At 67.9% G+C, this 22307-nt stretch carries 14 protein-coding genes; 6 read left to right on the top strand and 8 right to left on the bottom strand.

Going from position 1 to position 22307, the window contains the following annotated elements; all coding sequences use genetic code 11:
* Nucleotides 1-45: 45 nt before the first annotated feature.
* Nucleotides 46-1479: a hypothetical protein gene (locus tag ASD42_RS29185; RefSeq protein ID WP_056822542.1), complete on the top strand. Its 1434-nt coding sequence runs from the start codon at nucleotides 46-48 to the stop codon at nucleotides 1477-1479.
* 812 nt (nucleotides 1480-2291) lie between these two features.
* On the opposite strand, the gene ASD42_RS29180 is transcribed toward ASD42_RS29185, so the two are convergent.
* Nucleotides 2292-3326, bottom strand: coding sequence for a stage II sporulation protein M (locus ASD42_RS29180; RefSeq protein WP_056822540.1), 1035 nt, complete (start codon nucleotides 3324-3326; stop codon nucleotides 2292-2294).
* Nucleotides 3327-3344: 18 nt separating this feature from the next.
* Here ASD42_RS29180 and ASD42_RS29175 point away from each other — a divergent pair, with 18 nt between their 5' ends.
* Nucleotides 3345-4091, top strand: a complete 747-nt coding sequence (locus tag ASD42_RS29175) for an RDD family protein (RefSeq protein WP_056822538.1) — start codon at nucleotides 3345-3347, stop codon at nucleotides 4089-4091.
* A gap of 148 nt (nucleotides 4092-4239) precedes the next feature.
* On the opposite strand, the gene ASD42_RS29170 is transcribed toward ASD42_RS29175, so the two are convergent.
* The 6 genes from ASD42_RS29170 to ASD42_RS29145 form a co-directional block, all read right to left on the bottom strand.
* Entirely contained in the window at nucleotides 4240-5526 is a 1287-nt protein-coding gene (locus tag ASD42_RS29170; protein ID WP_056822536.1) for a DUF58 domain-containing protein, read from the bottom strand.
* A 4-nt stretch (nucleotides 5527-5530) separates the two neighbouring features.
* Nucleotides 5531-6526, bottom strand: coding sequence for an AAA family ATPase (locus ASD42_RS29165; protein WP_056822533.1), 996 nt, complete (start codon nucleotides 6524-6526; stop codon nucleotides 5531-5533).
* A complete protein-coding gene (locus ASD42_RS29160; RefSeq protein WP_056822531.1) occupies nucleotides 6523-7548 on the bottom strand; it encodes a DUF4129 domain-containing protein in 1026 nt (341 codons plus the stop codon). The genes ASD42_RS29165 and ASD42_RS29160 overlap by 4 nt, the downstream gene beginning before the upstream one ends.
* Nucleotides 7545-8429: a hypothetical protein gene (locus tag ASD42_RS29155; RefSeq protein ID WP_056822529.1), complete on the bottom strand. Its 885-nt coding sequence runs from the start codon at nucleotides 8427-8429 to the stop codon at nucleotides 7545-7547. Before ASD42_RS29155 ends, ASD42_RS29160 begins: the two co-directional genes overlap by 4 nt.
* Before the next feature lie 53 nt (nucleotides 8430-8482).
* Nucleotides 8483-10096, bottom strand: a complete 1614-nt coding sequence (locus tag ASD42_RS29150; RefSeq protein ID WP_082843827.1) for an adenylate/guanylate cyclase domain-containing protein — start codon at nucleotides 10094-10096, stop codon at nucleotides 8483-8485.
* A 186-nt stretch (nucleotides 10097-10282) separates the two neighbouring features.
* Nucleotides 10283-10828, bottom strand: a complete 546-nt coding sequence (locus ASD42_RS29145; protein ID WP_056822528.1) for a TetR/AcrR family transcriptional regulator — start codon at nucleotides 10826-10828, stop codon at nucleotides 10283-10285.
* 80 nt (nucleotides 10829-10908) lie between these two features.
* On the opposite strand from ASD42_RS29145, the gene ASD42_RS29140 reads away from it, so the two are divergent.
* Complete coding sequence (locus ASD42_RS29140) at nucleotides 10909-12420, top strand: MFS transporter (protein ID WP_056822526.1); 1512 nt, start codon at nucleotides 10909-10911, stop codon at nucleotides 12418-12420.
* A gap of 48 nt (nucleotides 12421-12468) precedes the next feature.
* Here ASD42_RS29140 and ASD42_RS29135 read toward each other — a convergent pair whose 3' ends face one another.
* Nucleotides 12469-14292 carry a DUF4407 domain-containing protein gene (locus ASD42_RS29135; RefSeq protein WP_056822523.1) on the bottom strand — a complete coding sequence of 608 codons (1824 nt, stop codon included), beginning with the start codon at nucleotides 14290-14292 and terminating at the stop codon, nucleotides 12469-12471.
* Nucleotides 14293-15221: 929 nt separating this feature from the next.
* Between ASD42_RS29135 and gltB the strand changes: the two genes are divergently transcribed.
* The 3 genes from gltB (at nucleotide 15222) to ASD42_RS29120 (ending at nucleotide 22172) form a co-directional block, all read left to right on the top strand.
* Entirely contained in the window at nucleotides 15222-19889 is a 4668-nt protein-coding gene (gene gltB, locus ASD42_RS29130) for a glutamate synthase large subunit (RefSeq protein ID WP_056822521.1), read from the top strand.
* A complete protein-coding gene (locus ASD42_RS29125; RefSeq protein WP_056822517.1) occupies nucleotides 19882-21354 on the top strand; it encodes a glutamate synthase subunit beta in 1473 nt (490 codons plus the stop codon). The genes gltB and ASD42_RS29125 overlap by 8 nt, the downstream gene beginning before the upstream one ends.
* Nucleotides 21355-21545: 191 nt before the next feature.
* Nucleotides 21546-22172 carry a tetratricopeptide repeat protein gene (locus tag ASD42_RS29120; RefSeq protein WP_056822515.1) on the top strand — a complete coding sequence of 209 codons (627 nt, stop codon included), beginning with the start codon at nucleotides 21546-21548 and terminating at the stop codon, nucleotides 22170-22172.
* The last annotated feature ends 135 nt before the right edge of the window (nucleotides 22173-22307 follow it).

Here is a 22307-nt window from a genome sequence, read left to right as displayed (position 1 = left end):
GCAGGGTGAGCGGAATACTTCTCCTGAGCGCGGAATTCGGGTTCGATACAGACCGTGCCGTCTGCAACCCGCCGCCGCTTCCTTGCCCGCGCCGCTGTCCTGGTCCTCGCCTCGGCGTGCGCCTGGTCGGGTCCTGCGTCGGCGGACCCGGCGCCGGTCACCGGTCCGCTCGCGGCCAACCCCTTCCTCGGTCCGCTCGGGACGGCGACCATGCACGGGGACGCGGGGTCCTCGGATGTGACGCCATTGGCCGGGCCTGCTCCCGGGGCCGACGTCACGGTGTATCCGCTCGGCGCGGCTTGCCCGACACTGCTCGAAGGCGCGGATGGGCTGGTGGTGGGGCTCTGCACCGCCATCGCGGGGCAGACGCCGACGGTGTTCCTGTTCGACGCGGGTGCGTCGGGCTCGGTCGGTGGGGCGCTTGCCTCGTTGCCGTTGGCCAAGGGGAGCTTGCTCGGCGGGGTATACGCCTTTCTCGACAACGAGGATCGACTGGTGGTCGTCGACGGTGGGCGACGGCTGTTGCGGGTCGCGCATGTTCGGGGTGAGGACGGTGCGTGGCGGTTGGTCGCCACCGTGCAGGCGGATCTGAGTGGCTCGATTCCGCAGGGCGACAACGTGACCGGACTGGTTCCCGATTGGACGGGCGATGTCTGGTTCGCGACCGGCCACGGGGTCGTCGGGTTCGTCGGACGAGAGGGGCGTGTCGCGACGATGGCGCTGCCGTCCGGGGAACTGGTGGCCAACAGCATTTCGTCCGCGCCCAATGGTGTTGTGGCCGTGGCGAGTACACACGCGCTGTACGAGCTGCGCGCGAAAAACGATGAACCGGAGATTCTTTGGCGGTCTGCCTACGACCGTGGCACCGCGCGGAAACCGGGTCAGCTCAGCTGGGGTACCGGCTCGACGCCGACGTACTTCGGACCGGTGCGCGGCGACGAATATCTCGCCATCGTCGACAATGCCGACAACGGGGTGCGGCTGATCGTGGCGCGCTCCGGCTCGGGTGAGCAGGTCTGCTCGGTCCCGGTCCCCGTCGGCGGCAGCGAGAATTCGCCGATCGGGGTCGGTTCGTCGATCTTCGTCGCGAGTACCTACGGCTATCCGTATCCCACCGTTCCCGAGGGCGCGGGCCCGGCCGTTCCGGTGAGCGCGCCGTTCCGGGGCGGCCTGAGCCGGGTCGACCTCACTGCCGACGGATGTGTCCCGGTGTGGGACAGCGGGGTACGCAGCGCTGCCGTTCCGCGACTGTCTCTCGCCGACGGCGGCATCCACACCCTGCGCCGCATCGGACCAGACGCGACAACCCCCCTCGACGGATTCGACTATGTCGTTATCGACCCGGCAACCGGCGCTGTTCGCACCTCGACTCCGCTGCCGGGCACGGTCGCGGAGGACCCGCTGCAGATGGCCGCGCTCATCACCCGCGGCGGCGCGCTCTGGCAGGGAACCGTCACCGGGGTCGTCCGAATCGGTTGAGTGCGTCTCGCACCCTGGATCCGACCTCACGCCTGTTTCGGCGGGCCCCTGACTACTGGCGCCGCGTGCCGACCTCGAAACGCCCGCCCAGCCGAAAGTCGGGTTCCTTTGCCCGCGGGCGGGTCGGATACTCCTGATTCCCGCAGGTGAGGCGAAGGTCACACTGCCCGTGCAACCTTGTATTCCGGATGTTCTTCTGCCGATATCTGTCCGTTCGGCGGCCCGTTCGCAACCAGTCGTCCGTCCAGTTTGAGGCGATGAATTCGGTGTTTCAGCGTGATTGCTGAGCGCGCATCTCGTTTGCAACGCAGTTAACAAACTTCAAGTCTCTTTTACCGTTTCAAGTAGGCGGCAACCGTAATTCCGTTGCCGAAACCCCAGGTGACAGCTATGTCCAGGACTCGGTGTGATCCGGGGCAACCTTGCTCGACATTCGCGCGCGGACTTCGCCGAGGATGCGCGACTCGTTATCGAAGGTTTGCCCGAGGTGAATTCTCGGTGCTGTCGACTGCTCGATGAATGCGGTGCCAGGAGTTTGCTGGGGGTGTGAAAATCGGTGCGTCCACAGGGCTTTGCATGTTCGCAGTTCGTACCCCGGACCTGCGCGTTGGGGGTTGCGTGGGGATAACGATTGTGTACAGTTGACGGTAACGCTGGCCGCAGTTCGAGCCCGACTCGCTGCGGCCAGCGGAACTCAAATGGGGGAGTTCGAAACCATCTCTTGACCTTCTGTAGCTGCCGATTGTCCGGTGCTGTCTCCGGGCGGTGTGCTCGGAGTTGTCGGCCTCACAGATGTACGTGCAGATGCGTGCTCACGCCCGGTCCAGAGCTTGTGGCTGCGCCATCAGCCACCGATCAGCCGGATCCGTCGACACGACCGGTACCGCTGCCTCGGCATCCTGTTCCTCGGCCACTCGCCTGCCGATCCCGAAGACGTAGTAGAGGAACAGCGCCTCGGCCGTGAACCCCAGCGCGATCCGCACGGGTACGGGCAGCGGGCTCGGCGTCACGAAACCCTCCAGCAGCCCACACACCAGCAGCACGCACACCAGCCCGAGTGCCACCGTCGCGGTCGCCCGCCCCTGCCTCGCCATCGCGGCCGCTCTGCTGCGCGGTCCCGGATCGACCAGCGTCCACCCGAGCTTCAATCCCACCCCGCCCGCGACGAACAGCGCGGTGAGCTCGAGCGTGCCGTGCGGCAGGATGAAGCCGAAGAACGAATCCAGCCGCCCCGCCTCGGCCATCAATCCGCCGGTTATCCCCAGATTCAGCGCATTCATGAACAGTGCGTACACAGCGGGGAGGATCAGTACACCTGTGAACAACGCGATCGCCGACACCAGCGAATTGTGGGTCCAGACCTTCGCGGCGAAGGCCTCGTTGGGGTGCTCGGAGTAGTACGACTCGAACGAACCCCCAGGTCCGGTGACATCTGACAGGTCACCGTCGGGTATCCCCAGCGCGTCGCGGGCCGCGGCCGAACGATTCACAAGCACGCCGATCACACCCGCGACGGCCAGGAAGATCGCAGTTGTCCCCAGCCACCACGGCCAGGCTCTGTACACAGCCGAGGGAAAGTGCCGGGTGAAGAACCGGCCCACCTCGCGCCACGGCTGCGACCGTGCCGCGAGTACTCGCCCGCGGGCCCGCGCCAGCAGCGCACTGAGCCGGTCCACGAGCTCCGGATCCGGATGGTGCCCCTGCAATCTCGCCAACTGCTGTGAGGTCGACCGGTAGAGCCGGACCAACTCGTCGGCCTCAGCGCCGGACAACTTCCGCTGGCGGACCAGCTGATCGAGCCGATACCACGACCGTTGATTCGCCCAGCTGTAGGCATCGGTGTCCATATCGGGAATGCTAGCCACATGGCTGAATTCACCACCGGCGAAGCGGTGGCGCTCGAACTCCCGATCGCGCGCATTCCCAGCCGTGCGGGCGCCTTTCTGCTCGACCTGATGCTCCAGCTCGCGCTCGCCGCGACGCTGCAATACGTCTTGATGCTGGTGCTGCTGGCCACCGACGCCGATTCGGCCTGGTTCTCGGTGACGGCGGTCATCACGTTGGTGACCGTGCTGATCGCCTATCCGGTGTGCAGCGAAACCGTCTCGCGCGGGCGTTCGCTGGGCAAACTGGCTTTCGGGTTGCGCGTCGTGCGGGCCGACGCGGGGCCGATCGACTTCCGGCACGCGCTCACCCGTGGCCTCGCGGGCGCGATCGTTGATTTCTGGCTGCTCGGTGCGTTCGGCGCGGTGGCCGTTGTCGCGTCGCTGTGTTCGCGCGATAGCAAGCGGGTGGGCGACGTGCTCGCCGGAACGGTAGTTGTGCACACCCGCCAGACCATGCCGATGCCGTCGCTGGCCGTCGCGCCGCCGTGGTTGACCGGCTGGTCGGCGCAGCTGGACCCGAGCGGGATCTCCGACGAACTGGCCGGGGCGGCGCGACGGTATCTGACCCGGCTGCCGACGCTCACGCCGCCCACACAGCACTATCTGGGCACTCAGCTCGTCGAGGCCATGTGCGCGGCGCTGCGCTGCCCGGTGCCCGTCGGCTACCCGCCGTATCACGTGCTCGGCGCGATTCTCGCTCGGCGACAGCAGCTTTCACGGGTGTAGATCACCAGCCTGTGCACGAACCCACCTGTGCACAGACCAGCCTGTGGATGAATCTGTTGGCGAGTCGGTGGATGAACTGTGAGTACCGGTGGAAACTGCGGTTATCCACAACCACGTGCGGTTGTGCACAATTCGCGACGTCCACAGATCACAGCGAGCCGGACTGCTTCAGTTCGAGGTATTCGTCGGCCAGCGCCTCTGGCAGTTCATCGGGGGCCGCGGCCACCACGGCCACCCCGCGCCGGCGCAGTGATTCCTGCACGAGAGCGCGTTCGGCCAGCACGGTTTCGGCGGCGGCCGCCGTGTAGACCGCCGAACGATCACGGGCAGCAGCGGCGATGTCAGGATCGGTGACAGACACGATCAGCACCCGATGACGTCGCGTGAGCGTCGGCAGTGCGGGCAACAGGTGCTCGGTGACGGTCGGCCCGTCGAGACTGGTGAACCACACGATCAACGCCCGCCTGCGAACCCGCGAGATCACGGTGCGGACCAGCCCGTCGGTGTCGGTGTCCACCAGCTGTGGAGTAACCCCCGCGAGGGTGTGCATAAGTTTGAGAGGCAGCTGATTGCCGCCGACTCCACTCACTTCCGCGCGCACTCGCCGGTCGTAGGCCATCAGGTCCACGGTGTCGCCGGCGGCCGCGGCCAGCCCACCGAGCAGCAACGCCGCTTCGATCGCACTGTCGAGTCGGGTTCCCTCGCCGACCCGACCCGCACTGGCCCGCCCGGTATCCAGAACCATCAGCATGTGGCGGTTGCGTTCGGGCCGCCAGGTCCGCACCAGCACGTCGTTGGCACGTGCGGTGGCCCGCCAGTCGATGCTGCGCACGTCGTCGCCCGCCACGTACTCGCGGAACGAATCGAACTCGGTGCCCTGCCCGCGCGTATTGGCGACATTGCGCCCCTCGAGATGATGCAGCCGCTTCACTTTCGAACGCAGCAGCCGCTCACTGCGAAACGCGGGCAGCGCGCGCACCCTGGCAGGCACCTCGACGCGGCTCTGCCGTCCGGCCAGCCCCAGTGGTCCGAGCAGTCGAAGCGTCACCGGACCCGCGACCCGATCACCGCGATAGATCGGAGTCAGGCTGGTACGCAATCGGATTCGGGTGTGCGGGGTCAGATCCAGGTGCCTGCCGTCGATGTCGGCGCGGGCACTGTCGGGCCAGGCGTCCCACAGCATGCCGCGCACGGTGGCCGGGCCGGTATTGGTGACCACCAGTTCCACCTCGGTGTCGCGACCGAGCCGCACCACCGTCAACGGATCACGGGTCAGCGACAGCGAATCCGCCCGCGCGGTGAGCGTGACATCGGTCAGCAGCAGCGCCAGCAGCACCGCGCACGCGCCGAGCACCCCGACCCCTGTCGGCACCACGAACATCACCACCGCCGCCGCGACGGTGGCGAGCAGCGCGAATCGGCCTGTGACCACCACGTCGCTAGACCGGAACCGGCACCGAGACCAGCAACGACGAGAGCACGCCCTCGGTGCTCACCCCGTCCAGCTCGGCCTCCGGCCGCAACTGCAGGCGATGCCGAAGTACCGCCATCGCCACCGTTTTCACGTCGTCGGGCGTCACATACGTGCGCCCGTTGAGCCAGGCGAAGGCACGGGCGGCGGCCAGCAGCGCGGTCGCGCCGCGGGTGGACGCACCGTGCGCGACAGCGGGGGAGGAGCGGGTGGCACGGCACAGATCCACGATGTAGGCCAGCACCTCCGGGCTCACCGCCACCTCGCCCACCGCGGCGCGCGCGGCCGCGATGTGCGCGGGCCCGGCGACCGGCCGCAGCCCGGCGGCGCCGAGATCACGCGGATCGAAGCCGCTCGCGTGGCGTTGCAGGATGCGGAATTCGTCGTCGCGGTCGGGCAGACGGATGTCGACCTTGAACAGGAACCGGTCGAGCTGCGCCTCCGGCAGCGGATAGGTGCCCTCCTGCTCGATCGGGTTCTGCGTGGCGACCACCACGAACGGATCGGGCAGCGCACGCGGCTGACCGTCCACCGAAACCTGGCGCTCCTCCATCGATTCCAGCAGCGAGGACTGGGTTTTCGGTGGGGTGCGGTTGATTTCGTCGGCCAGCAGCAGGTTGGTGAAGACCGGGCCCTTGCGGAAGGTGAACTCGGCCGAATGCGGATCGTAGATCTGGGATCCGGTGACGTCGCCCGGCATCAGGTCCGGAGTGAACTGCACGCGCGCGTGGTCGAGCGCCAGCGAGGTGGCCAACGCGCGCACCAGCAGCGTCTTCGCTACGCCAGGAACACCTTCCAGCAGCACATGCCCGCGGCACAACAGGGCGAGCACCAGGTACAGCACGGCCTGGTCGTTGCCGACCACCGCCTTGCCGATCTCGGTGCGCAGCGCGGCCAGCGCCGCCGCGGCTTCCTGTGCGCTCGGCGCTTCCAGCGCGACAGCGTCCTTGGAAATATTTGTCATCCGAGCTCCGTCTCGATCCATTCGAGGTGTGCGGCAACATAATTGAGAGTCGTCTCGTCCGGCACGTCACCGAACAGGACAGTGCCGATCTGTTGAGCGGGGACGCCGAGTCGACTCGACACGCCTGCGACGAGTTGATCGTCGGTGAGCTCGCCGCCCAGCCGAGGCTTGATCCGGCGCAGCGTCGCGGCGCGCAGGATGTGCGCCACATGGGCCACGTCGCCGGAGCGCCGGTACAGCCCCGCCTGCCCCGCGAGCAGCTCGTTCGCGGCGACCTCGACCGGGCGCGGCTCGCCGACCAGCGCGCCACGTCGGCGCGCCCGCCACCAGATCAGCGCCACGAAGGCGAGCAGGAACTGCACACCGCCGAACGCCAGCCAGCCGGGCAGCCGGGTGAAGATCGAGTCCTTGCCGCTGCCGAAATCGAGGTCGCTGTCGTCGGGCGGTGTGTCGGGCGGATCCGGTGGGTCGGGCAGGTCCGGTGTGTCGGGCGCGTTGGGGGCGCCGCACGACTGCATGGTGGCGTAGATCAGCAGCGCGATGGCGAGTCCGGCGGCCAGCGTTGCCCAGAAGCGGGGGCTGCGCAAGATCCCGGGCAGCGGCGGAAGTTTCCTGCGCTGCTTGGGTTCTCGTTCGACGACCTCGATCTCCAGCGGGTCGAGTACCGGCGGTGGCGCGGATTGGGAGTACCGGTCGGCGTATTCGAGGCGGCGGTACTCGTCCTCGGTGGCCGCGCGCCCGCCGTAGACGACTTCGTCGAAGCTGCGTGCCGCCGGATGCAATTCGGTGGATTGCTCCAGCGGGAGTGCGGTGGTCGCGTCGTCGGCGGTCTCCTGCGCTGTGCGCGAGCGGCGCACCGGCAGGCTGCCGTCCTGTTCGAGTCCGCGCAGGACGGCGCGGAAGCGTTCGCGCAGGGCGCGGTCGTAATCGCGTCGGCCCGCGGCATTCTCGGCGGCGGCGCGGTGTTCGGCGGCGGCGCCGAGGCGGGGCCGCGGTGGGACGCCACCGGGGGAGTCGGTCACCGGCGATCACCGGGGATTCGAATGTCCAGACCTTCCCGGACGCAGCGCCTGCTGATGTAGCAAAGGACGCGGCTGGTTGCCTCGACGATCTCGCTCACCGTCACCACCAGCAGGAATCCGCCGACGAGCAGAGTGATGACGGCCCAGCGGTGGGTGCCGGAGAAGTCGGAGAGGAAGAACGGAATACCGAACGCGGGCACCGCGAGTACGGCGAAGATGCACCGCTGGGTGAGCCACAGACCCGCCGTCGACCAGACGCCACCGTGCATGAGCTCCTTCGAACGGGCCACACCCCCACCGAAACCCGCGTGTTCGGCAACGATCACCGGTTCGGCGACGAACCGCCGCGCCCGCACATGCGAGAGCCAGATCAGCGCGAGCGGAAAGGTGATCACCAGAATGCTGCCGAGCAGCAGCACCCCGATTCCGGTGAGCGTGAACATGATCTGCGCCACCACCAGCGGCATCGCCCGTCGGCCCGCGGCCCGCAACCCGTCGAGCACGCCGTAACGCACCCCCTGGAAATCGGCGAGCCCGATCGCGACGGTCGCGCCGCGCAGGACCAGGCGCACCAGCCACACACCTGCCGCGGTGGCCAGGATCGCGGCCCACGCGGTACCCGCGTCGGAACCGTCGGTGAGGTGGGAAACCAGCCCGGTGAGCCCGAGCACGCCGAGCACTGCCAGCACCAGCGCACTGCCGCCGAGCACCGCGAAGGTCCGCAGATGGGCCTGGATCAGGGCGAACGGCTCATCGAGCAATTCGCGGAAACGCAAGGGGCGGATCGGCACCGTCGGCGGTGTTGGCGGCCCCGGCGCAGGCGCCCGTGCCGGATCGACTCCCGCCCCGACGGCGCCAACCGTTTCGACGGCGGGACGCACGGGCCCGAGTGTAGTCAATCCCACCCGAACCACCCGGTCATGCGTACTGCGCCCTACCGAACGTCAGCGGATCCACGCCCGGCAGAGGCGCCCTCGTCGGCCCGCTCGGACAGCCTCGGCAGCGCGACCTGCGTGGGCTTCAAACGCCCACGCAGGGTGACCGTCTCACCGAGAATCCACTGCGCGGATTCGGAGTCGGCGGCGGCGGCGAGCGTGGTCGCCGACGTGAGTAGACGTTCGTCGTACTGCTTGGACAGTTCACACAGCCGAGCGGCCTCGTTGACCGCATCGCCGATCACCGTGAACTCGTACCGGTTGTGCGTACCGACATTGCCCGCGACCACCCGTCCCGCCGCGACGCCGATCCCCGCGTCGAGATCGGACGCACCATGCAATCGACGCTGGATCGCCCGTCCGCAAGACAGTGCCGAGCCAGCCAGGTCGTCGAGCGGAGCCGGAGTGCCGAACACGGCCAGCGCGGCGTCGCCCTCGAACTTGTTGAGCAGCCCACCGTGGCGTTCCACCTCGTCGACGACGATGTCGAAGAACCGGTTGAGGATGCCGACGATCTCGGGCGCGGGCAGGGTGGCCGCCATCGTGGTCGAGCCGATGATGTCGATGAACAGGGCAGCGGCCTCGGTTTCTGTGCCGCCGAGCACCGGCTGGGAGGCGATCGCCGCCATCGCGACATCGTGGCCGACGTGCTTGCCGAACAGGTCCTCGATCATCGCCCGCTCGCGCAGGCCGTGCACCATCGTGTTGAAGCCGCTCTGCAACTCGCCCAGTTCGGTGCCGTCGTAGAGGGCGATCTCGGCGTCGAGGTCACCGTTCTCCACGCGGCGCAGCGCCTGGCGCACACCCTTGATCGGGGCAACCGTCGCCGCGACGACCTGGGCCATCAGGATCAACCCGAACACCAGTGCCGAGCCGCCGAAGCAGAGCATGCACACCGCGAGCCTGGCCTTGCTCACCGCGGGATCGGCCAAGGCCCAGATCGCCACCGTCATCGTCAGCGTCACCGGTACCCCGACGCCGACGAACCACGACAGCATGGTCCGGCCGAACACGCCGATGCCGCGGCGGCGGTGCGGGTCGGCGGCCAGCACGCGCGCGGTCACCGGACGCAGCGCGAATTCGATGATCAGATAGCTGTTGGCGCACACCACGATCGCCGCGGCGCCGATCGCGAGGACGACCTTGGGGATCAGCGCCGGTTCGAGCACTCCGTAGACAATGGTGAGTGCGGTCAAGGTCAGCGTCCACAGGAGGGCCTGCTGCAGCACCATCCAGCGCGGCGCCGACACGGTGACCTGCTGTTCGGCCGGCGTCGGCACATGCTCGGGATCGGTGGCCCAGCCCATCGATCGCACACCGGCCACGGTGCCCCACGCGGTGCCGACCGCCAGCGCGAGGGCGGCGCACACCGGCGTGAAGACGCTGTTCACCAACAGCAGTTCCTGGGTGAACACGGTCGGTCCCGGCAGCACGAAGCCCGCCAGCACCACCACCATCGTGATACCGATCAGATTGGCGATGAGCAGCGGAATGGTGAGCAACAACTGCACTCGAACGCGCCGGGCCGTCGACTTCTCGTCGGCTGGTCCGAGCAGCGGAGAGCCCCACGGCGCCGATCCCGCCGCGCGTGTCGATCCATCGCGGTTGATCACACTCGAACTGTAAACCGGCGAAACGACCAGTGACCACAGAGTTGCGTAGGTCACTGTTCGGGTCAGGTTGCTATACAAACTGGTGGCGACGGCTTTTGTGAGCCTCCACCGGCCCAGCGGTCGTGTCGTTGTTTACAGCGGAATTCGGTGTACAAGCGTCCACTCAGTGTGCGCGCTCGTGGGTTGTCAGCGTTGCAGCAGCCGGTCGACGACGGCGCGGTAGCGCGCGGGCTCGATCTGCGGCAGGCCGAGCAGGGCACGCAGGTAGACCCCGTCGCCGACGAGGCGGATGGTGTCGGCGCGGACGGGGTCGTCGACCTCGGTCTCGAGGTTGTCCGACCAGGCCGCCATCACCGCGTCGAGTGCGCGCTGCACTTCGTCGGGTTCGCTGCCCGCCGAGGCGTCGATGGTGCGCATGGTCGCCAGCAGCGAGCGGTACAGGGCGAGTTCGACGGCATCGGCCTGCGCGGTGGGATCGGGGGTCTGGAGGTACCACTCGGCGATCGAGCTCCCGCTCGCTCTGGCTTCGTCGAGTTGGGTGCGGGCACGCTCGCCGAGTCGATGCACCAGCCCGACGAGCAGCGCGTCCTTGCTCTTGAAGTGGTAGAGCAGTCCGCCCTTGGATACCCCCGCCGCCGCGGCGACGTTGTCGAGGGTCATCTGGGCCGTGCCGCGTTCGAGCAGCAGGGTTTCCAGGGCGTCGAGGATGCGATCGCGGGTGCCGGGGCTCACAGCACTCACTGTACCGTCTGGACGGTTTTCCTGTTACTGTACCGGCTGGACGGTTTACCAACCTGAAAGTCGAGAGACCGATGAACACCCCCACCGCACTCGCCCCGCCGCGCGCCACCCCGCGTGAGTGGGCGGGCCTCGGCGTACTCGCCCTTGCCCTGCTGCTGCTCGCCGTCGACGCGACCGTGCTCGACCTGGCCGTGCCCGCGATCAGCGCCGACCTGGCCCCGAGCACCCCACAGCTGCTCTGGATCATCGACGTGTACTCGTTCGTGCTCGCCGGCCTGCTGGTCGTGATGGGCAACCTCGGCGACCGGATCGGCAGGCGCAGACTGCTGCTGATCGGCGCCGTCGGCTTCGGCGTCGCCTCGGCGCTGGCCGCATGGGCGGTTTCGCCCGAAATGCTGATCGCGGCGCGGGTGTTGCAGGGTGTGGCCGGTGCCACGCTGATGCCCGCCACCCTGGGGCTGATCCGCTCGATGTTCCAGGACGCGCGTCAGCGCACGATGGCGATCGGCGTGTGGAGCGCGATGGCCGGTGGCGGTGCCGCGGCGGGTCCGCTGGTCGGCGGCTGGCTGCTCGAACACTTCTGGTGGGGCTCGGTGTTCCTGGTGAACCTGCCGGTGATGCTGGTGCTGCTGGCACTCGCGCCGCTGCTCATCCCCGAATCACGTGACCCGAATCCGGGCCGGTTCGACGCTCTCAGCGCGCTGCTGTCCATGCTGGCGCTGGTCCCGGTGGTCTACGCGGTGAAGGAAACCGCCGCGCACGGTCCCACGGTGAGTGCGCTGCTGGTCGGCCTGGTCGGTGTGATCTCGGCCGTGCTGTTCGTGCGCAGGCAGCGTCGCCTGACCGATCCGATGCTCGACCTGCGGCTGTTCGAGTTGCCGAGGTTCCGGGTCGCGGTGTTCACCAACCTGCTCGCGGTGTTCGCCCTGGCAGGCGTGCTGTTCTTCGGCTCGCAGTATCTACAGCTGGTTCTCGGCCGCACGCCCCTGCAAGCGGGTCTGCTGATGCTGCCCGGACTCGCGGCGAGCGTGCTCGGCTCGCTGGCGGCTGCCCTACTCGTGCGGCGCTGGCGTGCGACGGTCGTGCTGGCCGGTGCGCTGGTTGTCACGGCGCTCGGCACGGCGGCTTTTCTCGCGGTCGACGTGGTGAGCGGCGCCGAAGCGTTCGTGCTCGGTTTCGTCGGAATCGGTCTGGGCGCCGGCGTGGCCATGACGGTGGCCTCCGACCTGGTCGTCGGATCGGCTCCGGCCGAACGTGCCGGTGCGGCCGCGGCGATCTCGGAGACCGCCTACGAGACCGGACTCGCACTCGGCGTTGCCCTGCTCGGGAGCACCGTGATGGCGATCTTCCGCCGTGGCCTCGACCTGTCCCTGCTGCCCGACGACGCGGTGGCCACCGCATCGGGTTCGCTCAGTGGCGCGGTCGAGGTGGCCGCCGAGCTGCCCGCCGCGGTGGCGCAGGAGTTCCTGTCCTCGGCGAATCAGGCGTTCGTCAGCGGCATCCATCTGACGGTGGTCGGCATCGTCGCGGTGTTGTTGTTCGCGGCCTACAGCGCGGTCCGGACGAAGACCACGCGCGGCTGAGCAGGAGTTCGGGACAGCGGGCACGGCCTGCTGTCCCGACTCGTGCGATCAGCGTGCGGGCGGCAGCTGACGACGGCCACCGGGGAGTTCGCCCGCTCCGCCGCCGGGGAGTTCGTCGTGGCCCTGCGCCTCGGGCAGACCGTTGCCCTGTCCGGCGGGCAGGGCGGTGTAGGTCGGCGCCGATTGGTACTGACGCGGGTCCGGGTGGAAGCGGCTCGACGGCGCGTCGACCACGTTCGAGGCGATCTGCTGGGCATAGGGCTGATACGGCTGCTGGTACTGCTGCTGCGGGTATGCGCCGGGCGGCAGGAAACCCTGCGCGGGCTGTCCCTGCAGCTGGTATCCGGCGGGAACCTGCTGCTGCGCCGAGGAATCCTGGGTGTCGACGGTGACCTTGCGCGAGCGGCGCAGCGTGAACGTCACCTCTTCGACCTCTTCGAACGCCTGTCTCGCGGTCCGCATCGGGTGGGTGGCCGAGTCGAACGCGTTGGCGACGAACGAAGGCACCAGCGGGCGAATCCAGCGGGCCGCGGTGTCGGTGAACGGCACTGTACCGATGATCGGCAGTTCGAGGCCGCCACCGCCGGTCGGCGCGGGCGTGGGGGCCTGCTGAGTAGGGGCCTGGTGCGCGGGGACAAGCGTCCCGGCGGGACCGGTGGGCAGCGCGTGCTGGACATAACCGGCGGGCAGCTGCGATGGCACGTTCGGCTCCAGAGACACGGAGTCGTCCTTTCGATGCGGCTCGGAGAACCCGAGCTCGAAACCGCCGATCGCGGCGATGATCCTGGTGCGGTGACGTTCTCGATCGATCACGGTATCGGCTTCGATGGCCAGTTGCGCGGCGGTGAGCTCGTGTTCGGCGCGCAATGCGGCCGTCTCGGTGCGAACCTCGGCGCGTTTCACCGCGATGGCGGCGTCGGCTTCGCGCTGGGCCCGGTCGGCCACGTCCGCGGCGTCGACCCGGCGGTCCAGCGAGGTTTCCCCGCGCCACCAGCGCAACAGCAGCGGCAGCAGAGCCACCGCGATCCCCGCGAGCAGGATGAGAAGGCGCAGGGCAGCGGCCCCCGCGTGCGAAGCGGTGTAGCTGTTCATGGCCAGCCAGCGGGCGCCGAGACCACGGTCGCCCTCGGCGATCGCGCTGGTCCGCGCGGCGGCGAGGGTGGCGGACTCGGTGCGAACCCGCTGGTCGAGGCTCTCGACGCGGCCCTGCGCCGTGGCGAGCTGTTTGCGGGCGTCGTCGAGCATGTCATTGGCGGTCTGGGTTTCCGGACCGCGACCGGGCACCCCGGTGATCCTGGTCCGCGGGCATTCCGGAGTGGGGTTGTACTCGCATCGGGCGATCACCAGCGCACGGTCGATATCGGCCTGCGACTTGGCGATGCTCAGGTCGAGCGCGGCGCGGTCGGCGGTGGCCAGGTCGAAGGTGGTGCGGGCGGCGACCACGGCGGGCGCGTTCTCGGCGCCGGCCTGGGCGCGCACATCCAGTTCCCGGTCGACGGTCCCGCCGAGCAGCACGGTGGCGGCGAGTTCGGCGACGAACACCCCCGCCAGCACCCCGACCCCGATCCGGGCCGCGACGCCGAACCGGTCATCGTCGGCCCCTGGACGCGTGGTCGCCAGCGCCCGCCCGAGCGCGCCCGCCGCGCCCGCGACGACCAGCGCGAACAGCACCGCGCCGACCACGCCGACATCGGCGGCGAGCAGCGCGCACAACGCGACGAGACCGGCGATCAGCGCGAACGACGACACTGCGGCACCGGTGACGAGATAACGGCCTTGTTCGTGGCTGAAAGCCAGGTCAGCACCCGTTTCAGGGTCCCGGCGCCGAGGCGAGGCGAGGCCTCCGCCGAGCCAGGTGAGTAAGCCGGTCATGAATTCTCCCCGGGTCGTGCGCTCCACTGGGCATGGCGAAACTGGTAGGCATGGCAAAACTGGCATGGATTCGTTGTGTCAGCGTGACAGGCCGGACACCGACACACCGAGTGCCGAGGTGCTGCTTGTGGTCAGCCTCACAGTCGAGCGAGTCCAGCCATCGCGTCGACCGAGATATTTCCGTGCCCACCTCGGCGTGTCGTACGCGGCGAGCCGGGCTCTACCGCCGTCCGCGCCCGATTTGTGTCGAACGACACTGCCAGAAGTTAGCCAGGGGTGTGCTGTGGCGCACATTTCGCAATACAGACCGTACGGTCGGCTGACTGGCGCGCTTGTGGGGGCCCGTGTCGGGAATATCTCACAGTCCCCACCCCCGGTTAGCGGAGGTGGGAGGTTTGACCAGGGCATCTGTAGGGAAATCTGCTGCGGTGCAGGTGAGTTCAGCTTTCGGCCCCGGGTCGGCGGCTGATTCGAGCCTGCTCGTCCACGGTGTTCACGCAGGTAGGAACGGGTTGTCCGGGATCGATCCGGTCCCCAGTCTGCTTTACACTGGACGACGCGCGCGACGATGCGAGCAGCCGTTACAAACCCCAGCTAGACGGGTTACTTAGCACAACCTTAGTTGGTTGGGTCTGCGGTCTGACTTATCGTTTGCTCTTACGCCGAACACACCCATGTTCGGCCAACCACCTGTTCGAGGCCCGGTGAAACCGGGCCAAGAGTAGCGGGTGAAACCCCGCGCAGAGGTAAGGGAGAAGTAAGCATCCCGTTACCTCTGAGCACCCCAACTACGTCAACGCCGCAAACCACCACCGTCGCTGGTTTCGGATCGTACGGACGCAGTCTTGACGGAGGCGAAACGACGAAGGGCCCACGCTCAGCTTGCTGGGTGGCCGACATCGACAGCCGACTTTCTTGAAGGCAGAGGCATGACGCAACTTCCTGGCCACAGGTCACCCGGAGTCACCGGGCTCTACGATCCGGCATTCGAACACGACGCCTGCGGCGTCGCGTTCGTCGCCGACATGCATGGACGACGCAGTCGAGACATCGTCGACAAGGCCATTACGGCCCTCCTGAACCTGGAGCACCGCGGTGCTGCGGGTGCCGAGCCGAACTCCGGCGACGGCGCGGGCGTCCTGATCCAGCTCCCGGATAAGTTCTTCCGCGCGATCATCGCCGAAAGTGCCGCCCCCTTCGAGTTGCCGCCGGAGGGCTCCTACGCCTCCGGTATCGCCTTCCTGCCGCAGGCCCGTCGCGAAGCCGCGCGTGCCGCCTACGGCGTCGAGAAGATCGTCACCGAAGAGGGCCTCGCCGTACTCGGCTGGCGCGAGGTGCCGATCGACGAGTCCTCGCTCGGCGCGCTGGCCCGTGATGCCATGCCGACCTTCCGGCAGATCTTCATCGGCTCGCCGAAGAACTCCGCCGAGCAGCTCTCCGGCATGGACCTGGAGCGTCGCGCGTATGTGATCCGCAAGCGGATCGAGCACGAGCTCGGTAAGGCAGGCCCCGGTGAGGGCACCGTCGGCAAGGAATCGGTGTACTTCCCGAGCCTGTCCGGCCAGACCTTCATCTACAAGGGCATGTTCACCACGCCCCAGCTGCGTGCGTTCTACCTGGACCTGCAGGACGAGCGCGTCGAGTCGGCCATCGGCATCGTGCACTCGCGCTTCTCCACCAACACCTTCCCCTCGTGGCCGCTGGCGCACCCGTTCCGCCGGGTCGCCCACAACGGTGAGATCAACACCGTCACCGGCAACGAGAACTGGATGCGCGCCCGCGAGGCGCTGCTGCGCAGCGACGTGTTCGGCAAGGACGAAGCGGGCAAGGACCGCCTGCAGAAGATCTTCCCGGTCTGTACTCCCGGCGCTTCCGACACCGCGCGCTTCGACGAGGTGCTCGAACTGCTGCACCTGGGCGGTCGCGAGCTGCACCACGCCATCATGATGATGATCCCCGAGGCGTGGGAGCGTAACGAGAACCTCGACCCCGAGCGGCGCGCGTTCTACGAGTACCACTCGATGCTGATGGAGCCGTGGGACGGCCCGGCCGCGGTGTGCTTCTCCGACGGCACCAAGATCGGCGCCGTGCTCGACCGCAACGGTCTGCGCCCCGGTCGTATCTGGGTCACCGAAGACGGTCTCGTCGTGCTGGCCTCCGAGGTCGGCGTGCTCGACATCGATCCCGCGACCGTGGTCCAGAAGATCCGCCTGCAGCCGGGCAAGATGTTCCTGGTCGACACCGAGAAGGGGCGCATCGTCACCGACTCGGAGGTCAAGTCCGAGCTGGCCGCGGCGCAGCCGTACCAGGAGTGGCTCGACGCCGGCGTGAGCCGGCTGGCCGATCTGCCCGATCGCCCGCACGTGCACATGTCGCACGACCGCGTGCTGATCCGTCAGCAGATCTTCGGCTACACCACCGAGGACCTGAACCTGCTGATCACGCCGATGGCCAAGACCGGCGGCGAGGCACTCGGCTCGATGGGTACCGACACCCCGATCGCGGTGCTGTCGAACCGTTCGCGTCTGCTGTTCGACTACTTCTCGCAGCTGTTCGCACAGGTCACCAACCCGCCGCTCGACGCTATCCGCGAGAAGGTCGTCACCAGCCTCAAGCGCAACCTCGGCCCCGAGGCCGACTTGCTGCACCCGGGCCCCGACTCCTGTCGCATGATCGCGCTCGAACAGCCCATTCTCGACAACGACGAGCTGGCCAAGCTCGTCCACATCAACGACGACGGCAGCCAGCCGGGCCTGCGCTCGGTGGTCGTGCGCGGTCTGTACCCGGTCGCCGCGGGCGGCGAGGGTCTGCGCAAGTCGCTCGAGGCCATCAACACCCAGGTCTCGGCCGCCATCGACGGCGGCGCGCGCATCATCGTGCTGTCCGACCGTGAGTCCAACGAGAAGCTGGCGCCGATCCCGTCGCTGCTGCTCACCTCGTCGGTGCACCACCACCTGGTGCGCGAGCGGACCCGCACCATGGTCGGCCTGGTCGTGGAGGCCGGTGACGCCCGCGAGGTGCACCACATGGCCCTGCTGATCGGTTTCGGCGCCGCCGCGATCAACCCGTACATGGCCTTCGAGACCATCGAGGACATGCTCGAGCGCGGTTCGCTGCAGATTCCGGGCAGCACCGGCGATCTGTCCGCCGACTTCCGCAAGGCCGTCGCGAACTACTGCACCGCGGCCAGCAACGGCGTGCTCAAGGTGATGTCGAAGATGGGCATCTCCACCCTCGCCTCCTACAACGGCGCCCAGCTGTACCAGGTCATCGGCCTGGCCCAGGACCTGGTCGACGAGTACTTCACCGGCCTGCGCTCGCCGCTGGGCGGCATCGGTCTCGACGAGATCGCCGAAGAGGTGGCCATCCGCCACCGCGTCGCGTTCCTGGAGAACCGCAACGAGCGCGCGCACCGCGAGCTCGAGGTCGGCGGCGAGTACCAGTGGCGTCGTGAGGGCGAGTACCACCTGTTCAACCCGGACACGGTGTTCAAGCTGCAGCACGCGACCCGCACCGGCCAGTACTCGATCTTCAAGGAGTACACCAAGCTGGTCGACGATCAGTCCGAGCGCTTGGCGGCGCTGCGTGGTCTGTTCAAGTTCAAGTCGAACCAGCGCGCGTCGATCTCCATCGACGAGGTCGAGCCCGCGAGCGAGATCGTGAAGCGTTTCTCGACCGGTGCGATGAGCTACGGCTCCATCTCCGCCGAGGCGCACGAGACCCTCGCCATCGCGATGAATCGCATCGGCGCCCGCTCGAACTCCGGTGAGGGCGGCGAGAGCCCCGCTCGCTTCGAGGTCGAGGAGAGCGGCGACTGGCGTCGTTCGGCGATCAAGCAGGTCGCGTCGGGTCGCTTCGGCGTCACCGCGCACTACCTGACCAACGCCACCGACATCCAGATCAAGATGGCCCAGGGCGCCAAGCCGGGCGAGGGCGGCCAGCTGCCCGCGCACAAGGTGTACCCGTGGGTCGCCGAGGTGCGTCACTCCACGCCGGGCGTCGGCCTGATCTCGCCGCCGCCGCACCACGACATCTACTCGATCGAGGATCTGGCCCAGCTGATCCACGACCTGAAGAACGCGAACCCGCAGGCGCGGATTCACGTGAAACTTGTCGCGGAGCCGGGCGTCGGCACCGTCGCCACCGGTGTGTCCAAGGCGCACGCCGACGTCGTGCTCATCTCGGGCCACGACGGCGGCACCGGCGCTTCGCCGCTCACCTCGCTCAAGCACGCCGGTGGTCCCTGGGAGCTCGGCCTGGCCGAGACCCAGCAGACCCTGCTGCTCAACGGCCTGCGCGACCGCATCGTCGTCCAGGTCGACGGTCAGATGAAGACCGGCCGCGACGTGATGATCGCCGCCCTGCTCGGCGCCGAGGAGTTCGGTTTCGCGACCGCGCCCCTGGTCGTCTCGGGTTGCGTCATGATGCGCGTGTGTCACCTCGACACCTGTCCGGTCGGCATCGCCACCCAGAACCCGGTGCTGCGCGAGCGCTTCACCGGCAAGCCGGAATTCGTCGAGAACTTCATGATGTTCATCGCCGAGGAGGTGCGTGAGCTGCTCGCCGAGCTGGGCTTCCGCACCCTCGACGAGGCCGTCGGCCGGGTCGACCTGCTCGACACCGCCAAGGCCAAGCAGCACTACAAGGCCGCCAAGCTGGACCTGTCGCCGATCCTGGACATGCCGGAAACGGCGTTCATGAACCAGAACACCCGGTGCACCACCACCCAGGACCACGGTCTGGACAAGGCTCTCGACAACGAGCTGATCGCGCAGAGCGCCCCCGCGCTCGAGCGTGGCCAGGCGGTCAAGATCGAAACCAAGATCACCAACGTGAACCGCACGGTCGGCACCATGCTCGGCCACGAGGTGACCAAGCTCTACGGTGGCGCGGGCCTGCCCGACGACACCATCGACATCACCTTCACCGGTTCGGCGGGCAACAGCTTCGGCGCGTTCGTCCCGGCCGGCATCACGCTGCGGGTGTTCGGTGACGCCAACGACTACGTCGGCAAGGGTCTGTCGGGTGGCCACATCGTGGTCCGTCCGTCGGCTTCCGCACCGGAAGCCTTTGTCGCCGAGGACAACATCATCGCGGGCAACGTGATCATGTTCGGCGCCACCAGTGGTCGCATCCTGATCAACGGTGTCGCGGGCGAGCGCTTCGGCGTTCGTAACTCCGGCGCCACCGCGGTCGTCGAGGGTGTGGGCGACCACGCGCTCGAGTACATGACCGGTGGCCGCGTGGTCATCCTCGGTGACACCGGCCGCAACCTCGGCGCCGGTATGTCCGGCGGCGTGGCCTACATCTACGACCCCGAGGGCAAGCTGCCCGGGCGGGTCAACCCGGATCAGGTCGACGCGATCGAGCAGCTCGCCGGTGACGACTTCACCTGGCTGCGCGACATCATCGCGACCCACCGCGACGAAACGGGATCGGCTGTGGCCGAACGCATCCTGAGCGACTGGTCCCAGCAGGTGAACCACTTCGTGAAGGTCATGCCCCGCGAATACAAGAAGGTTCTACTCGCCATCTCCGAGGCCGAAAAGGCCGGTAAGGATGTCGACACCGCGATCATGGAGGCGGCTCGTGGCTGACCCACAGGGATTTTTGAAGCACACCTCGAGGGAAACCCCGGCCCGTCGTCCGGTCGAGCTGCGTCTGCTCGACTGGAAAGAGGTCTACGAGGAGAAGAAGTTCTCCCAGGACACCTTGAAGAACCAGGCCAGCCGCTGCATGGATTGCGGAATTCCCTTCTGCCACCAGGGCTGTCCGCTCGGGAACCTGATTCCCGAATGGAACGACCTGGTCTACAAGGGCGCGTGGCGCGAAGGCATCGACCGCCTGCACGCCACCAACAACTTCCCGGAGTTCACCGGCCGCCTGTGCCCGGCTCCGTGTGAGGCGTCCTGTGTGCTCGGCATCAACCAGGAGCCGGTCACGATCAAGCAGGTCGAGGTCGAGCTCATCGAGAACGCCTTCGACGAGGGCTGGGTCACCCCGGTGTACCCGACCCGTCTCACCGGCAAGAAGATCGCCGTCGTCGGCTCCGGCCCGGCCGGTCTGGCCGCCGCCCAGCAGCTCACTCGCGCCGGTCACACCGTGACCGTGTTCGAGCGTGACGACCGCATCGGCGGCCTGATGCGCTACGGCATCCCGGAATTCAAGATGGAGAAGTCGGTCATCGACCGTCGTCTGGCCCAGATGGAAGCCGAAGGCACCATCTTCAAGGCGGGCGTCAACGTGGGTGTCGACATCACCGCCGAGCAGTTGCGTGAGCGTTTCGACGCGATCGTGCTGGCCGGTGGCGCCACCATCGCCCGCGACCTGCCGATCCCGGGCCGCGAGCTCGACGGTATCCACCAGGCGATGGAGTTCCTGCCGCTGTCCAACCGGGTGCAGCTCGGTGACGACATCGCCGACGCGGACGGCCTGCCGCCGATCCACGCCAAGGGCAAGAAGGTCATCATCATCGGCGGTGGCGACACCGGCGCCGACTGCCTCGGCACCTCACACCGCCACGGCGCCGAGTCGGTCCACCAGTTCGAGATCATGCCGCGTCCTCCCGAGGAGCGCGCGGGCTCGACCCCGTGGCCGACCTACCCCCTCATGTACCGGGTCGCCTCGGCACACGAAGAGGGCGGCGAACGTCTGTTCTCGGTGAACACCGAGCGCTTCGTCGGCAAGGACGGCAAGGTCACCGGCCTCGACGCCCACGAGGTCAAGATGGCCAACGGCCGCTTCGAAAAGGTCGAAGGCACCGACTTCACCCTCGAAGCCGACCTGGTCCTGCTGGCCATGGGCTTCGTCGGCCCGCAGAAGCCGGGTCTGCTCACCGATCTCGGCGTCGGCTACGACGGTCGCGGCAACGTCCAGCGCGACAAGAGCTGGGCCACCAACATCCCCGGCGTCTTCGTCGCCGGCGATATGGGCCGTGGCCAGTCGCTCATCGTCTGGGCCATCGCCGAGGGCCGCGCCGCCGCGTCGGCCGTCGACAAGTTCCTCGAGGGCGAAACCGCGCTGCCCGCGCCGATCCCCCCGACAGCTGTCGCCCAGCGCTGATCGCGTAACCACCCAGGCGCCCGCGGACTTCCGAGTCCGCGGGCGCTTTCGTGTTGCCGAGGGGATGCGTAGGGGGCTGAACGATGAAGTTACTCAATGGTTTCGATGGCTACGCAAACGACATGGCTGATCTTCCCTGCAGCACATAGACTTTCCGTGTCGAGGTGTACGGGAAGATCCGAGGGGGAGCTGTGCCGTTGCCGCCGGAAGCATTGGCGAACCTGCGTCGCGCCGCGGAGCGTGGTGACGGTACCGCTATGCACAATCTTGCCCACTTCTACCACGACCACAGCGATTTCGAAGCTGCCGAGCACTGGTTCCGGCGCGCCGCCGCCGCGGGGCACACGCGTTCGATGAACAACCTCGCCGTCCTGCTCGATCAGTTCGGTGAACTCGACGAGGCCGAATCCTGGTACCGCCGTGCGGCGGCCGCGGGCAACTGCAACGCGATGTTCAATCTGGCCACCATGCTCTACCAGTGTGGTGACCGCCGCGATGCCGAGACCTGGTACCACCACGCCGCCATGGCGGGACACGTCGACGCCATGTACAACCTCGCCCGGCTCTTCGAGGACCAGCACCGCCTCGACGACGCCGAAGCCTGGTACGGCGAGGCCGCCGACCACGGCGACATCGACGCCGTCAACAACCTCGGCATCCTGCTGCGTCACCGCGGCGCCACCACCGAGGCCCGCCGCTGCTTCCGGCGCGCGGCCGACCTCGGCCACCCCCGTGCCATGGCCAACCTCGCGGCGCTCCTGGAATCCCAAGGCGCCCACCGCGAAGCGGAAACCTGGTACCGCCGCGCGGCGGGCTGATCGCGCAATTCTCGAGCACATCGGTGTGGCAGTGGTGTGCGCCGAGTCAGGCGAGGTCTGCGAAGACGCTGATTCGTAAGTTCGCCCGATGATCGCTGGAGGGTGGAAAAGGCGAGTGATCACCGGTTATGGCGA

It is taken from the genome of Nocardia sp. Root136 (assembly GCF_001427185.1).
Lineage (GTDB): Bacteria > Actinomycetota > Actinomycetes > Mycobacteriales > Mycobacteriaceae > Nocardia > Nocardia salmonicida.
The sequence above is the reverse complement of the archived record's forward strand: the minus strand, read 5'-3'. Positions and strand labels throughout refer to the sequence as shown.

Coding starts and splice junctions, on each gene's coding strand:
- ASD42_RS29135 (WP_056822523.1), bottom strand. CDS start 14,292: ATGACCGGCTTACTCACCTGGCTCGGCGGAGGCCTCGCCTCGCCTCGG.
- ASD42_RS29180 (WP_056822540.1), bottom strand. CDS start 3,326: ATGGACACCGATGCCTACAGCTGGGCGAATCAACGGTCGTGGTATCGG.
- ASD42_RS29165 (WP_056822533.1), bottom strand. CDS start 6,526: ATGACAAATATTTCCAAGGACGCTGTCGCGCTGGAAGCGCCGAGCGCA.
- gltB (WP_056822521.1), top strand. CDS start 15,222: ATGACGCAACTTCCTGGCCACAGGTCACCCGGAGTCACCGGGCTCTAC.
- ASD42_RS29175 (WP_056822538.1), top strand. CDS start 3,345: ATGGCTGAATTCACCACCGGCGAAGCGGTGGCGCTCGAACTCCCGATC.
- ASD42_RS29140 (WP_056822526.1), top strand. CDS start 10,909: ATGAACACCCCCACCGCACTCGCCCCGCCGCGCGCCACCCCGCGTGAG.